Origin of the sequence: Rhodococcus erythropolis NBRC 15567 (genome assembly GCF_001552595.1) — a bacterium.
Taxonomy (GTDB): Bacteria; Actinomycetota; Actinomycetes; order Mycobacteriales; family Mycobacteriaceae; genus Rhodococcus_F; species Rhodococcus_F erythropolis.
The window spans coordinates 56,776-71,268 of sequence record NZ_BCRM01000023.1; the positions used below are offsets into that span (position 1 = coordinate 56,776).

The 14,493-nt window shown below is 63.3% G+C and carries 15 protein-coding genes; 8 read left to right on the forward strand and 7 right to left on the reverse strand.

The features are described from left to right. Positions 1–16: 16 nt before the first annotated feature. From RE4_RS23830 to RE4_RS23840, 3 genes are all read right to left on the reverse strand, one after another. Positions 17–790 carry an ABC transporter permease gene (locus RE4_RS23830; RefSeq protein ID WP_060939466.1) on the reverse strand — a complete coding sequence of 258 codons (774 nt, stop codon included), beginning with the start codon at positions 788–790 and terminating at the stop codon, positions 17–19. Continuing rightward, on the reverse strand, positions 787–1,788 hold the full coding sequence (locus RE4_RS23835) for an ABC transporter ATP-binding protein (RefSeq protein ID WP_060939467.1): 1,002 nt from the start codon (positions 1,786–1,788) through the stop codon (positions 787–789). Before RE4_RS23835 ends, RE4_RS23830 begins: the two co-directional genes overlap by 4 nt. 68 nt (positions 1,789–1,856) lie before the next feature. Next, positions 1,857–2,606: a hypothetical protein gene (locus RE4_RS23840; protein ID WP_029538444.1), complete on the reverse strand. Its 750-nt coding sequence runs from the start codon at positions 2,604–2,606 to the stop codon at positions 1,857–1,859. Between the two features lie 154 nt (positions 2,607–2,760). Here RE4_RS23840 and RE4_RS23845 point away from each other — a divergent pair, with 154 nt between their 5' ends. Continuing rightward, positions 2,761–3,171, forward strand: a complete 411-nt coding sequence (locus tag RE4_RS23845; protein WP_003945129.1) for a VOC family protein — start codon at positions 2,761–2,763, stop codon at positions 3,169–3,171. Positions 3,172–3,181: 10 nt separating this feature from the next. On the opposite strand, the gene RE4_RS23850 is transcribed toward RE4_RS23845, so the two are convergent. Together RE4_RS23850 and RE4_RS23855 are read right to left on the reverse strand one after the other, a co-directional pair. Beyond that, a complete protein-coding gene (locus tag RE4_RS23850) occupies positions 3,182–4,216 on the reverse strand; it encodes a glutathione S-transferase family protein (protein WP_029255797.1) in 1,035 nt (344 codons plus the stop codon). Between the two features lie 35 nt (positions 4,217–4,251). Beyond that, a complete protein-coding gene (locus RE4_RS23855) occupies positions 4,252–4,941 on the reverse strand; it encodes a GNAT family N-acetyltransferase (RefSeq protein WP_060939468.1) in 690 nt (229 codons plus the stop codon). Positions 4,942–5,085: 144 nt separating this feature from the next. Here RE4_RS23855 and RE4_RS23860 point away from each other — a divergent pair, with 144 nt between their 5' ends. Both RE4_RS23860 and RE4_RS23865 read left to right on the forward strand, forming a co-directional pair. Beyond that, positions 5,086–5,709, forward strand: a complete 624-nt coding sequence (locus RE4_RS23860; RefSeq protein WP_019749322.1) for a PadR family transcriptional regulator — start codon at positions 5,086–5,088, stop codon at positions 5,707–5,709. Between the two features lie 2 nt (positions 5,710–5,711). After that, positions 5,712–7,196 (forward strand): DHA2 family efflux MFS transporter permease subunit, encoded by a 1,485-nt coding sequence (locus RE4_RS23865; RefSeq protein WP_019749321.1) that lies wholly within the window; start codon positions 5,712–5,714, stop codon positions 7,194–7,196. Here the strand turns inward: RE4_RS23865 and RE4_RS23870 are convergent. Then, positions 7,156–8,514, reverse strand: a complete 1,359-nt coding sequence (locus RE4_RS23870) for an FAD-binding oxidoreductase (RefSeq protein WP_060939469.1) — start codon at positions 8,512–8,514, stop codon at positions 7,156–7,158. The two genes, RE4_RS23865 and RE4_RS23870, sit on opposite strands and share 41 nt — an antisense overlap. A 40-nt stretch (positions 8,515–8,554) precedes the next feature. Here RE4_RS23870 and RE4_RS23875 point away from each other — a divergent pair, with 40 nt between their 5' ends. From RE4_RS23875 to RE4_RS23890, 4 genes are all read left to right on the forward strand, one after another. Next, positions 8,555–9,355, forward strand: a complete 801-nt coding sequence (locus RE4_RS23875; RefSeq protein WP_021344976.1) for an enoyl-CoA hydratase/isomerase family protein — start codon at positions 8,555–8,557, stop codon at positions 9,353–9,355. A gap of 93 nt (positions 9,356–9,448) precedes the next feature. Continuing rightward, the gene (locus RE4_RS23880; protein WP_029538443.1) at positions 9,449–10,642 is read left to right on the forward strand and encodes a class I adenylate-forming enzyme family protein; all 1,194 of its coding nucleotides are present in this window, start codon (positions 9,449–9,451) and stop codon (positions 10,640–10,642) included. A 35-nt stretch (positions 10,643–10,677) separates the two neighbouring features. Then, on the forward strand, positions 10,678–11,439 hold the full coding sequence (locus RE4_RS23885; protein ID WP_019749317.1) for a crotonase/enoyl-CoA hydratase family protein: 762 nt from the start codon (positions 10,678–10,680) through the stop codon (positions 11,437–11,439). Between the two features lie 7 nt (positions 11,440–11,446). Further along, positions 11,447–12,412 (forward strand): adenosine deaminase, encoded by a 966-nt coding sequence (locus RE4_RS23890; protein WP_060939470.1) that lies wholly within the window; start codon positions 11,447–11,449, stop codon positions 12,410–12,412. 3 nt (positions 12,413–12,415) lie between these two features. Here RE4_RS23890 and RE4_RS23895 read toward each other — a convergent pair whose 3' ends face one another. Then, on the reverse strand, positions 12,416–13,729 hold the full coding sequence (locus tag RE4_RS23895; protein WP_019749315.1) for a D-arabinono-1,4-lactone oxidase: 1,314 nt from the start codon (positions 13,727–13,729) through the stop codon (positions 12,416–12,418). A 78-nt stretch (positions 13,730–13,807) separates the two neighbouring features. Here RE4_RS23895 and RE4_RS23900 point away from each other — a divergent pair, with 78 nt between their 5' ends. Next, a complete protein-coding gene (locus tag RE4_RS23900; protein ID WP_020908434.1) occupies positions 13,808–14,455 on the forward strand; it encodes a TetR/AcrR family transcriptional regulator in 648 nt (215 codons plus the stop codon). The last annotated feature ends 38 nt before the right edge of the window (positions 14,456–14,493 follow it).

Consider the following 14,493-nt stretch of genomic DNA (forward strand, 5'->3'; position numbering starts at 1 on the left):
GCCCCAGACAGCTTTTTCAGGTGATGTCGCGGGTCCTGGTCCGTAGCCAACCGAGCCCGCAGAACAGAACTACCCAAGCGGCCAGCATCATCGGGCCGCTCGGCCAGGACGCAAACGCGTCGACGTCGATCGACGGTGCCGCATTGACGATGGTGCCGATCGTGGCCGACACCGGAAGCGCGGCCCCGATCCCACCGAGATCCATCGCGAGCAGCACGCCGCGGACGATCCATTCACCGAAGACGAACCACAGGATGACCGAGAGGGCACCGGCCATCGACGAACCGGTGAGCAGGGCCACCCCGGCGCCGAGCAGTGCCCACAGCGCGCACGCCAGAATGCCTGCGGCGCAGATGGCGAAGAGATCGGTGGTGAAACTGAAGTCCCGGCCGAAGAGCAACATCGCGCCGATGCTGACTACTTCGACCGCCAGTGCGTAGCCGACGGCGAATACCGCGACGACGGCAAGTTTTGCGCCGAGAACTCCGTCGCGGCCGCGAGCTGTGAGGAACGTCGTGGTGAGAGTCTTGTAGCCGAATTCGGATCCGGCGGTGAGTGCTCCGAAGACGGCCGCGAACACCAGGACAAGCGTGTTGGAGACACCGAGGCTGACGCCGGTGGACACGACATCGACGTCGAAAGTGGTGTCGGCCGAATCGGCCACGACTTCGACGAACGTCCGAGTCGAGGCAGCAATCAGCACGGCCACGACGACCGGTGCGATGGCCAGTGCCCACCAGTAGCGCAGGGTGAGAACTTTGAGTGTCTCCGCGCGCACGAGCGTGGTCATCTGTGTCCTCCGGAAGGTCCGTATGCGGCAGGGCCGTAATAGCCCGGTCCGGAACCGGGACCGGGTGGGCGGTGGTATCCGACCTGGGGAACCGCGTACTGCGGTGTTGTCATCGCGAGGAACAACTGCTCGAGATCTGCGCCTTCGGTCGCGACACCGAAGATCGTGACACCGGCGGCGGATGCCACCGGTGGGAGCACCGACGTGTCGGTGCCGCCCACGGCGAGCCGTCCGTCCTGCGTGATCTGGGCGTCGATGATTCCGCGAGCGGCCAATGCCGTGGCGAGGAGCGCTGGGTTGGAACACGAGACGAGCAGTCGACTGCGCTGGGAGCGACGAAGTTCGTCCATGGTCCCTTGGTAGACGAGTGAGCCGGCGCTGACGATGACCACGCTGTCGACGGTCGCTTCCACTTCACGAAGCGCGTGGCTCGAGATCAGAACCGTTCGGCCGGAACCGGCGAAGGTCTGCAGGAACTGACGTAGCCACGCCATGCCTTCGGGGTCGAGTCCGTTCGCGGGTTCGTCGAGGACGAGGATCTCGGGATCACCGAGCATCGCGGTGGCAAGGATCAGGCGTTGGCGCATCCCGAGTGAGAAGGTGCCGGTCTTGTGGGCTCCGACCGAACTCAGACCGACCATGTCCAGAACCTGCGCTGCGCGCTGAGTCGGCATGCCGATAGCGGCCGCGTAGATCTCGAGGTGTCCGAGCGCCGTTCGTTTCGGATGGAGACTGCCGACGTCGAGTACTGCGCCGACGGTCCGGGCCGGGTTGGGCAGCAAACGCATCGGAGTGCCGTTGATCGTGGCCGATCCCGACGTCGGTGACACCAGTCCGAGGAGCATCCGCAACGTGGTCGTCTTGCCCGAACCGTTCGGGCCGAGAAACCCGGTGATCGAGCCCGCCTGAACGTCGAAGCTCAGGTCGTTGACCGCGCGCGCCGCCTTGAACGTCTTCGTCAACCCACGAATCTCGATGGGGACAGAGAAGGATCCCATTGCGGTGTTCGTCAATGCTGCTCCCGGGTCGGCGGCGAATACGTGATGCGAGCCTACGGCCCGGACGGCTATCTGCGGATGGCCCGGCGTGACTCCGTCTGGGGAAGCACTGCGGCATCGTCGGCAGGCATCACGATCAGGTGATCGGTCCACCTGGCCGGTGCGGGTCCGAAGGCTTCGCGCGCATTCTTGACGACGCCCTTGCCGATGGCTCGGTTACCCGCACCGCCGATGACCGCACCGATTCCGGCGGGAACGAGCTTGCCGAGGATCAGTGCGCTGCGCTTGGCGGCGTATTTGGTCACGAATTTCCGCACGAGGGTGCTGTTCATTCCCCTCATCGTGGGTCCGGGAATCTTGCTCGTGATTGCCGTTCCCCAGTTCTTGGCCGTGATCCCGGTGGCCTTCTGGACGATCTCCATGCCGGATTCGCCGAGTGCGACTGCCAGGACCAGGGCGCGTCGTTGCTGATGATCCTGCACGGAGATTCCGTGCACAGACGCGATTGCCAATGTGAGCAGCGCCGACGCTTCGAGGAAGAAAGCCGATTCCGCACCGACTGCAGCGATGGACGCGACTGTTCCGACGCCCGGCACCGCGGCCGTGGCGCCGACGGCACTGCCGCTTCCGGTCACGGCGAGAATGAACATCTTCTCCATCCGCTCGACGATCTGAGCAGGTGACTCGTCGGGGTGCGCCTTACGGACGTGGTTGACGTATTTGGCCACTGCGGGCGCTTGCAGGCGGCTTCCGTTGTCGAGAACGGAAACGAGGACCTTCTCGATACGCCCGCTGTCGTTGTTCGTCGACTTGCTCATTGCTGCCCCTCCACAGTTGTCCTCCTCTGAAGCGAGGTGGACCGTATCTCGAGAATAGGTGAAGTTTTCGGTAGCGGCGGTGATCGCAGGGGCCATAGGCTCGTACGAGACTCGTTTTTCTTCGTGAGTTTTCCCAGGCAGGAGTTCGAGTGTTATGACCGCCACTTCGGAATCTCGTTCGACGACCATCTGGCCGACACTGCGCTACCTCGACGCCCGGGCTGCAATCCACTTTCTGGTGAGCACCTTCGGTTTCGTGGAGAAGGCCGTCTACGGCGAGGGAGACGTGGTGGACCACGCCCAACTCGACTGGCCGGGCGGTGGCGGCATCATGCTGGGTTCGCCGCGCACCGATTCGGCGATCGCCGGCCTGCCGCCTGGAATCGGTTCGGTGTACATCGTCGTGGACGACGCGGACGCAGCTGATGCACTCCACGAACGCGCTGTCGCGGCGGGCGCCACGATCACGCAGGGATTGCGCGACGAGGACTACGGTTCGCGAGGGTTCACCTGCCGTGATCCCGAAGGTGTGTACTGGAGTTTCGGCACGTACGCAGGGGAGTAGCCGCCGCGACCTATCTGGTGGCCCAGTGCTCTGCTGGAACCACTTCCGATGGGATGGGCGGGTGAGGCGGTGTGCCGTCCCCGAACGGTCGGCCACCCAACTGTTCGCGGCCGTGCGGTTCGAGCCAGTGCGTCAATTCCGGTCCCTTGGGCACGATTCCGGAGGGATTGATCTCGGAATGCACGATGTAGTAGTGCGCTTTGATCTGTGTGAAGTCGATGGTGTCACCGAATCCGGGAGTCTGGAACAGATCGCGTGCGTAGTCCCACAGCACCGGCATCTCGCTGAGTTTGCTTCTGTTGCACTTGAAGTGGCCGTGATAGACGGGATCGAATCGCGCCAGCGTGGTGAACAGGCGCACATCGGCCTCGGTGATGGTGTCTCCCACCAGGAAGCGTTGCCGGGCAAGACGTTCGGTGAGCCAGTCGAGGCGGGCGAACAGCGTGTCGTATGCCTCGTCGTACGCCTGCTGTGAACCGGCGAAACCGCAGCGGTAGACGCCGTTGTTGACGTCGCGGAACACGTACTCGGCCACTTCGTCGATTTCGTTTCGCAGAGGCTCCGGGTACAGATCCGGTGCGCCTTCGCGGTGGTACTTCTTCCATTGCGTCGAGAAGTCGAGGGTGATCTGTGGGTAGTCGTTCGTGACCACCTTGCCCGTCGCGATCTCCACCATGGCGGGCACCGTGATTCCCCTGGGGTATTCGGGATCTCGGGCGAAGTACGCGTCCTGTAGTCGCGGGATCTTCAGTACGGGATCGACGCCGCCCGGGTCGAGATCGAAAGTCCAGCTTCGCTTGTCGTGAACCGGACCGCAGATGCCCATCGACAGTACGTCTTCGAGGCCGAGCAGACGGCGGACGATGATGGCGCGGTTTGCCCACGGGCAGGCACGTGCCACGATCAACCGGTATCGCCCCGGTTCGACGGGGTAACCGTCGCGACCGTCCTCGGTGATCCGGGTCGGGATGTAGTTGGTGTCGCGTTTGAATTCACGACCCTCTTCGACGAATGTCGGTTCGCTCGCGCCGTCTTCCGTACTCATCTGCGGTCCCTCTCGTTCGAGTGTCATTTCGAGTGTCAACTGGGCAGGTGCACGTGTACCCGAGCGTATGCCCCCAGAACGTCGAATTTGGCTTTACGTGGAAGCGTCGCGGCGATCGCGCTGCCGCGACTCGTGCGTAGCTGCGGGATCAACCCGGAATCGAGAGCGTCCTCCGCAGCGAGAAGCGTTACTGCGCAGCCGATTCCGTGACGGCGATGCGCAGGAGCAGTCAGGGTCGTGAGATCTGCCACGAATCCCTGAAATTCGGAGTACGCCGCGCATCCGAGCACCTCGGTGGAATCGGTGACGGCGGTGAACCACCGCGTCCGGTTCTCGAGGTCGGCCGTGGTGCTGTCGTCGGGTGGGCACAGCGCAGCGACGGCGAGGGCGTCGTCGACCTCGTGGGAAATCAGCAGTTGCTCGTCGGGTGGCGCGTCCGTGTAGTCGCCGAGGAAAGCGAGATCGACGGGACCGGTGATTCGCCCGCCGTGATCGCCGGCGATCTCGAGGAGACACGCCGGTTGCAGTAGTGCGTCGACGGAGATGCCCTCTGTGCGCTCGATGAACCACTGTGGCCCGACGATCGCACCGGAGCCTGCCAGATCGAGAACGTGGATGTCGTCGCCGACGACCCGGGCCGTGTGCGCCGGACGCAGTGCCGAGTCGCCGAGTCCCAGCTCACGCGCCCAGGCAAGTCGGATGATGTCGAGGTGATGATCGTCCACTCGCTACAGGCTAGTCCGATTCGAACGGGTTGATCGAGACGGACAGAGGGCGTATATTCCATGTGGACTATTTCGGGTGGAATAGTCAAGAAATGGTCAATTGCGGCTCGTCAGTCAACTACGGCTTGTCAGGGAGGGGGACTCATGGGTGACGTGTCACTGACGCCTTTGGGAATCACCGTGCTGGGCCTGCTGTCCGAGCGTTCGATGCACCCGTACGAGATGTACCAACTCGCCTCGGTGCGGCGGGGCGATCAGCTGGTGAAAATCAAGCCGGGATCGCTCTATCACACGGTTTCCCGGTTGGAGAAGCAGGAACTTCTGGCTTCGATCGGGACCGATCGTGAGGGCAACCGCCCGGAGCGGACGACGTACGAGATCACTGCCCGCGGCCGTGATGCCCTCGAACATCAACTACGCGAGATGTTGGCGGTTCCGGTGCGGGAGTATCCGCGGTTGCCACTCGCGCTTGCCGAGATGCACAACCTCTCCGCATCGACTGCGTGTCAGATGCTTCGGATCCGTCTCGCGCACCTCGACAAGACGATTGCGAAATTCGAGGTCGACTACGAAGCGGTGAAGGCCGCGGAGAAACCACGAATCTTCACGGTGGGCGCGGACTACGCCCACGCACTGACCGTCGCCGAAAGAGAGTGGATCGGCGCGTTGGTGACAGACATCGAGAGCGGCGAAATGCCCTGGCTCTCACAAGAACTTCTCGACCGGCTGGCCGGCTCCGCAGGCTCGTCCGCACTACCTAAGGACTGAAGATGGAAAAGCAGGTCAATCCCTGGCACGCGCTGTGGGCGCTGTGTATCGGGTTCTTCATGATTCTGGTGGACAGCACCATCGTCGCTGTCGCCAACCCCGCGATCATGGAGGACCTCGGCACCGACATCAACAAGGTCGTCTGGGTCACCAGCGCGTACCTGCTGGCGTACGCGGTGCCGCTGCTCGTCACGGGCCGACTCGGTGACAGGTTCGGTCCGAAGAACCTGTACATGATCGGCCTCGTACTGTTTACCGGCGCATCACTGTGGTGCGGTCTGTCCGGCAGCGTCGAGATGCTCATCGTCGCAAGGGCTTTCCAGGGTCTTGGTGCTGCAATGATGACGCCTCAGACGATGGCCGTCATCACACGCACGTTCGCGCCGAACAAGCGTGGCGCCGCAATGGGTCTGTGGGGCGCCGTTGCCGGTGTTGCCACCCTGGTGGGTCCGCTTGCCGGTGGCGTCCTGGTGGACAATCTCGGGTGGGAATGGATCTTCATCGTCAACGTCCCGGTTGGTGTCATCGCCTTCCTGCTCGCCTGGAAGCTCGTTCCGTCGTTGCCGACCAGCGAGCACAAATTCGACATCCCCGGCGTGATCCTCAGCGCCGCAGGCATGTTCCTTCTGGTGTTCGGAATCCAGGAAGGCAGTTCGTACGACTGGAACGGATTCGTCTGGAGCCTGATCGGCGCCGGTGTGGTGTTGCTCGCGGTGTTCGTGTTCTACCAGTCGCGCAACAAGAACGAACCCTTGCTTCCCCTGGAACTCTTCAAGGATCGCAACTTCTCACTCGCCAATGTCGCCATCACCGCGATGGGCTTTGCGATCACGTCGATGGTCCTTCCGCTGATGTTCTACACACAGGCAGTTCGTGGCCTCTCCCCGACGCAGTCGGCGTTGCTGCTCGTTCCGATGGCAGTGCTGACCGGTATCTTCGCCCCGATCATCGGCAAGCTCGTCGACAAGACACATCCGCGCTACATCGCCGGCACCGGCTTCCTGCTGTTCGCCGTCGCCTTGGGCTGGCTGGCACTGGTGATGTCTCCCGACGTCGCGATCTGGGAACTGCTCTTGCCGATCGGCCTGATCGGCTTCGCCAACGCGTGCATCTGGTCTCCGCTCGCGGCCACCGCCACACACAACCTGCCTCCGATGCAGGCGGGCGCGGGCGCCGGCGTCTACAACACCACCCGGCAGGTGGGTGCGGTTCTCGGCAGCGCTGCGATCGGCGCTCTGATCACCGCGCGATTGGCGGCGCAGGGACTGACCGGCGGCAGTTCGGAAGCCGGCGTTGGTCACCTCCCCGAGTTCGTCCGTGAACCGTTCAGCACGGCGATGTCGGAGTCGATCTGGCTACCTGCGGGTGTGCTGCTCATCGGTTTCGTCGCGTCGGTGTGCTTCGCCCGGCCGCTGCGCGGGGACGCGCACGACGACGCGATGGCCGTCAGTGCCGAAGCGCGTCGGGAAACATCACTGCGCGATTGAGATAGTCGCTCGGGTCAAGGGCTCGCTTGATCGCCCACATCGTGGCTATGTCCTGCGCCGAGAGGGCCAGGTCCAGATAGTTGCGTTTGAGCGAGCCCACCCCGTGCTCGGAACTGACGTTTCCGCCGTGATCGCGAACCAGTTCGAGGACACTGCGATACACGATGTCGGCGTTCGGACAGTTCAGGACGTTGAGGTGGATGTTTCCCTCGGCGACGTGTCCGAACAGGATCGGAATTGCCTCGGGCGCTCGGCTCGCGATCACCGCCGTTGCGTCCTCGGTGAAGGTGGCAAGCGAGTCCAGCGGTAGCGCCGCGTCGAATTTCAGTGGGGGACCGAACAATCCGACCACCTCGGCGAAGCATTCGCGTGCCGCCCACAAGCGCGTCGAGCCGTGGGCGTCGACCGCCACGGCCGGGGTCTGCGGTGGGCCGATGCGTTCGAGCAGCTCGGCCAGGTCTTCCAGCGGATCGTGGGCCGCGGACACCTCGGCGAGGAGGTACCACGGTCGCCCCGTCGGAACCGCGGCGTTCAAATGGCGTGCGGCCAGTTCGAGACCGCGCCCGTCCAACAATTCGAGTGCGTCGACGCCGTCGAGAGTGCGCAACACTCGCCCCGCCTCGACGACGTCTTCGAGTGTGTCGAAACCGGTCAGCGACGTCACGCGGTAGGTCGGTATCTTCCGTAATTTCAGGTCGACGGAAGTGACCACCCCTAGAGTTCCTTCGCTACCGACCCACAGTGCGGGCAGGTTGTATCCGGAGTTGTCCGACAGCACTTTCGGTGACCGACGCACAGTAGTTCCGTCGGGGAGTACCACCTCGAGGCCGAGCACCTGTTCGGCCATGTTCCCGTATCGAACCGTGTGCAGGCCACCGGCATTGGTGGACACCATGCCGCCGATCGTCGCAGTGTCCCGCGAGGCTATGTCGACACCGAACTTCAAACCGGCGGCGGCCGCCGCGGAATGTACCTGCGCGAGTGTCACTCCCGCCCCGACGGTGATCCGCCCGGCGGCAAGATCGACGTCGCCGATCGCCGCGAGGCGTTCGGTGGAGAGCAGGACGTCGTCGTGTTCGGGCACCGTGCCGGCGACCAGGCCCGTTCGCCCGCCCTGAACGGTGACCGGTACACCGCGGGAGCGGCACACGTTCAGCAGTGCAGCGATTTCGGCTGTATCGGCCGGTCGGACCAGGGCGCAGGCACGGCCCGCGTACCGGCCTGTCTGGTCGGTCGAACGGGTCGTCAACACGTCGGCGTCGGTGACGACGAACCGGTGTCCCAAAACGTCCGCGAGCGCATTTCTCAGACCGTCCACCCGACGATCGTAGGCCGGTTCGATGTGGCAGTGTGGCGGGATGACTGCTCCCGAATCGCATCCCACCCGTCTCGAGCGCTTCACCACCGATGGTGGTGCCGAGGTGGCTGTCCTGACGTTCGCGCACGGACCACTCAATCTGTTCGATCAGGCCATGTTCGACGCGGTCATCGCCGATGTTGCGGCGCTGACCGAAAACCCACCGCGCGCGGTGCTTCTGCGCGCCGAGGGCAAGGTCAACTCGGCCGGCGTCGACGTCCATGTGTTCGACGGCCTCGACCCGGAGCAGGGCGCGGAGTTGTGGCGCCAACTGTTCGCCCAGATCTGCCATCCGCTCGAGGCGTTGCCGTGCCCGGTGATCTATGCGGCGCACGGGTTGACGCTGACTGCTGCATTCGAGATCTCCTTGGCCTGCGACATCATCCTCGCGGCGCCCAAGGCGAAGTTCGGACTGGTCGAGACAGTGGTCGGACTGACGCCGTCCATGGGTGGACCGCAGCGTTTGGCCGAGCGTGCCGGTTCCGGACGGGCTCGGGAGTTGGTCATGACCGGCGACCTCTACGACGCCGTAACCCTGCACTCGTGGGGCGTCGTCAATGCAGTTCACGACGATGTCGATGCTGCGGCGCGTGCCCTGGCGACCAGGCTGGCGGACGGACCCACGCGAGCCCACGACGCCACCAAGCAGATCGTCGCGGCCTGGCGTTCCGGCGGGATCGCTCATGCGGATTCGGTGACTCCCGGAGTGTCCGGTGCGCTGTTCGCCACCGATGACCTACGCGGCGCTGTCCGCAGTTTCCTCGACGTCGGACCGGGCAAAGCGGTCTACTCCGGAAAGTAAGTTTGCGACGATTATCGCCAGAGACCTCCACGAACTGTGATCCACGTCATATAGTCGAATGGCCGGTGGGTTGTCAGTGACGTGGAGGTATCGATGCGGTCGACGCTTGTGGAATACCCGTGTTCGAATCAGCTCCTCGCCGACGCCCGCGTCACCCGCGCCGGTGACGGGGTGCTTCGGTACAGCCAACTGGACCCGTCGTTGTCCGAACTACTGGACATCGCCGTCCATCGGTTCTCCTCACGCGTCGCGGTCGAGGAGGTCGACGGCGAGCAGGTCACCTTCGCGGAGCTGTGGGCCGAGGCGTCGCGGGTCGCGGGAGGGCTGAAGTCGCGAGGCGTCGAGATCGGTGACCGTGTGGCCATTCGTGTCGCCGCTGGGGTGAGATGGATGGAGGCGTGCCTCGGCGTCATCCTCGCCGGCGGCGTTCCGGTCTCCGTCGGTGTGCACTTGAGTGATGACGCGGCGGACTTCGTCATCGCGGACAGTGGTTCGGTGTTGGTGCTCGACGGGGAACTCCCGCACGGTGTTCCGTTCATCGACGACGGCGCCGCCCCGGACGAGATGGCGGTCCTCGCGTACACCGCGGATTCCTCGGGCGAGATGCTTGGCGTCGAGTTGAGTAACGAGAACGTGCTTTCTGCCATCGTCGGAATTCTGCACTCGCGTGACTACGGCGTCGAAGGTGTGCGGAATCTGCTGGTGGACAACGACTTCAAGTCGGTGCGGCAGTTCGTGCACGTGCTCGCGACGTTGGTGGTCGGTGGAACGGTGGTCCTCGCCGGGGACTTCTGGCGTGAGAGTGTGCATACCGTCGACATCGTGACCGGGCGGCCCGAGGACTTGCTCGAGCCACGGTTGCTCACGCTCGGACCGGCGGCACGTGCCGGTTCGAGGTCGGTGCAGTGGATCGATTGCAGCGGGTCGCCGATCACGGCCGAACAGGAATCCAAGCTGCTGACTCTGTTCCCGGCCGCTCGGCATGTGATCGGGTGGGGTAAAACCGAAACCTGTGGGGCTGGTCTCATTCTGCCAACCGAGTCGGCGCCCACCCACCTCGGAAGCGTCGGAATCGCTTTCGGTGGAATGGAAGTGGCGTTGTACGGCCCGGATGCGCCAGGTGGTTTCGGCGAGTTGTTGTGCCGTGGACCGAGTGTCACGCGTCGGTATTGGAACTCGCCGCAAGCGACCTCGACGAGGTTCACCCAGGGGTGGTTCTGCACTCACGACACCGCGCAGATCGACCCCGATGGCTTCGTCCGTATTGTCGAACGCAACGTCGCGTAGTCACGCGAGCGTGGTCGACAAACGAGAGGGACATCATGGCGGACGAGGTTCTCACCGAGCGGCGCGGGCGGACACTGATCATCACCATCAACCGGCCCGAGGCGCGTAACGCCATCAACTCGGCGGTCAGTCACGCGTTGGCCGCCGCGGTCGAAGAGCTCGATGCGGACGACGATCTGTCCTTGGCCGTGCTGACAGGAGCCGGCGGAAACTTCTGTGCCGGTATGGATCTGAAGGCATTCGTGGCCGGCGAGAACGTCCTCGTGCCGGGACGCGGTCTCGGATTCACGGAAGGGCCACCGCGTAAGCCGATCATTTCGGCGGTCGAGGGCTTCGCGTTGGCAGGCGGCACGGAACTCGTGCTTGCCACCGACCTGGTGGTGGCGTCGTCCGAAGCGAAGTTCGGTATCCCGGAGGTCAAGCGAGGACTGGTTGCAGGTGGCGGCGGATTGTTGCGCCTGCCCAAGCGGATTCCGTACCAGAAGGCTCTGGAACTGGCGCTGACCGGCGACAGTTTCACCGCCGAGGAGGCATACCGCTACGGCTTCGTGAACACGTTGACCGAACCGGGCAAGGCGCTCGACGGCGCACTGGAGCTGGCTGATCGAATCACCCGCAACGGACCGCTCGCGGTAGCGGTCACCAAGGAGATCATCGTCAAGGCCGGCGGTTGGTCCGACGATGAAGCTTTCGCGAAGCAGTTGCAGGTCATGGCGCCGGTATTCGCATCCGAAGATGCACGCGAGGGTGCGACGGCGTTCGCCGAGAAGCGCGCCCCGGTCTGGAAGGGGCGGTAACACCGACATGGCTACACCTGTCGCAGAACTGCACATGCACATCGAGGGTTCTCTGGAGCCCGAACAGATTTACCGACTTGCCGAGCGCAATCGAATGGATCTGCCGTACAAGGACATCGACGATCTGAAGTTGAGGTACGAGTTCACCGACTTGCAGTCGTTCCTCGATCTCTACTTCGCCAACATGGCCGTCCTGCGCACCGCGGAGGATTTTGCCGACCTGACGCGAGCGTACTTCCGCCGGGCGGCTGCGGCCGGCGTCGCGCATGCCGAGTTCTTCTTCAATCCACAGGCGCACGTAGTCCGTGGTGTTCCGCTGACCGAGGTCCTGGACGGGATCATGGATGCGGTGGCATCGAGCGAGCGCGAGTTCGGGCTCAGCAGCGCGGCAATCGCCGCCATCCTCCGAGATCAGCCCGTCAAGGACGCCGAGGAGATCTTCTCCGAGATAATTCGCCTGCAGGCTCCGATCGTCGGGCTCGGACTCGACTCCGCGGAGGTCGGCAACCCGCCGTCACTGTTCGAGGACGTGTTCGCCCGCGCGCGTGCCGAGGGTTTGCACGTTGTCGCTCACGCCGGTGAAGAGGGACCGCCCGAGTACATCTGGCAGGCACTCGACATTCTCGGCGCCGAGCGGATCGACCACGGAGTCCGGGCACTCGAGGATCCTGCCCTGATCGAGCGTCTGGTCGACGAGGAGATTCCACTGACGGTCTGCCCGTTGTCGAACGTTCGTCTGCGGGTGTTCGATTCGCTGTCGGATCATCCGCTTCGATCGATGCTCGAGATGGGTTTGATCGTCACGGTCAACTCCGACGACCCGGCCTACTTCGGGGGATACGTCGACGACAATTTCACCGAACTGGGCCGAGCCTTGGGTCTGACCGAGGCCGAGCGAGACACCCTCGCCCGGAACTCGATCAAAGCCTCGTTTGCGAGCGATGCACGAAAAGCGGAACTGCTGCGGCGCTGACCGTCAGTCGCCGAGTACCTGACGCAAGTATTCGTTGTCGAACACACGATTCGCGTCGTACTTGTCTCTCACGGCGACAAAGTCGTCGAGTCGGTCGTACGTAGGACGCAGGTCGTCGACGGTCCGGTTGTGCATTTTTCCCCAATGCGGCCGGCCGTCGACGGCGCGGGCGATGGCTTCCACTGCGGCGAAGTATTCGGTTTCGGGTCGTCGGTGGTACTGGTGTACGGCGATGTATGCGGTGTCGCGTCCGTGAGCAGTCGAGAGCCAGAGGTCGTCGGCGGCAGCAAAACGTACTTCGACGGGGAACGCGACGTTAGTTCCGGACTTCTTCATCCAGCGGTCGATTTCGTGGAGTGTCTCGGTGACGTGTTCGCGGGGGATCGCGTATTCCATCTCCTTGAACTTCACCCGGCGCGAAGACGCGAATACTCGGTAGCTGCGATCGGTGAACTCCCGGGCGCCGAGCAATCGAGACGACACGTTGTTGATTCTCGGGATCGCGGCCGGTGCCAGGGTGGCAACGCGGTTGACACCTTCGAAGAGTGTGTTCGAGAGGAGTTCGTCGTCGACGAACGCGCGGACCTTGCCCACTGGATCGGGTTCGGTATCTCCGGGCAGTCGCGTATTGCTCTTCGTCAGGACACGGTCGGTGTGCGGAAACCAGTAGAACTCGAAGTGGTCCAAGCCCAGACGATCGCTCTCGAGGGTGTCCAGTATGTGAGACAGCGTGTCGGGTTCCTCGATTGCGCGAAGTGTGAATCGCGGGACGCAGGCGAGAGTGATCTTCGAAATGATGCCGATTGCGCCCAATCCGAGGCGGCCTGCTTCGAACAATTCGACGTTTTCGTCAGCGCTTGCGGTAACGACGGATCCGTCGGCGAGAACGATCTCGATTCCGCGAATCTGTGTGGCGATACCGCCGAATCGTGCGCCGGTGCCGTGTGTGCCGGTGGACGTCGCGCCGGCCAGTGACTGGACGTCGATGTCACCGAGATTGGCCATCGCATATCCGCGTTGCCACAAGGCGTCGTTGAGAGCATGAAGGCGAGTGCCTGCAAAAACAGTGACCAGCGCACCGTCGTCGGTCGGCGTGATCGAGTCGATTCCGCTCAAGTTGTCCAGGCTGACGAGGACACCGTCGGTGACCGCGACACCGGTGAACGAATGGCCGGCGCCGACGGCCTTCACGCGTTGGCCGCGCGCCGCGGCCTCGGCGACCAACGACGAAAGTTCACGGGTATTTGTCGGCGTCGCAAAGCGACGCGGCGCGGCACTTTGAGTGCCCGCCCAGTTCTGCCAAGTGTCCGAAGCCATTACGCAATAATGTACTTGGACGGTCGTCCAGGCAAGTATTGCGCGAAGATTTTGTCATTTGCGTTCTACGATCATTGGATGCTGAACAGGCTTCCGGCGGACGAACGCCGCACACAATTGGTCGAGTCCGCTTTGTCTATTGCGGAACAGCGCGGTGTCAGTTCTGTGACGGTAAGGGCGGTGGCAGAGGAGGCCGGCGTATCGCTCGGCGTCGTTCATTACTGCTTCGAGAGCAAGGAAGCGCTGATCGCGGCAATGGGTGAAACGCTCATTCTGCAGCTCAGTGCGTCGATGCAGTATGCGTTCGCGCAGGTCCGCCATGCGCCGGATCTCAGTGGCGTGCAGGGGCTCAGGGAATTGCTGCATATCGGCCTGACCGGAATGTGGCCGACCATCGAAGCAACCCCGGATCGCCAGTTGTTGACCTACGAAATTACCGCGCAGGCACTGCGTAGTCGCAATCTCGGAGCCGAACGTGCTGGGGCAGTTGCATTTGAGCAGTACCGAATCATGGATGAGCTCGCGGTGTCGTTTCTCGAAGAGTGCGCCAAGATATCGGGCACGGTGTGGACGGAGCCGTTGAGTTCGATTGCGCGACTGAGTCTTGCAATGATCGACGGTCTTGTTCTGCGATGGCTGGTCGATCGCGACTCCGACGCGACCATTGCCGAGTTCGGAGAGATGGTTCAGGTAATCGCCAATAAAGCAGTGGTCGCGCCTCAGTAGAACCGCCATCCTGGACATACGTCCAGGATTGGTGATTG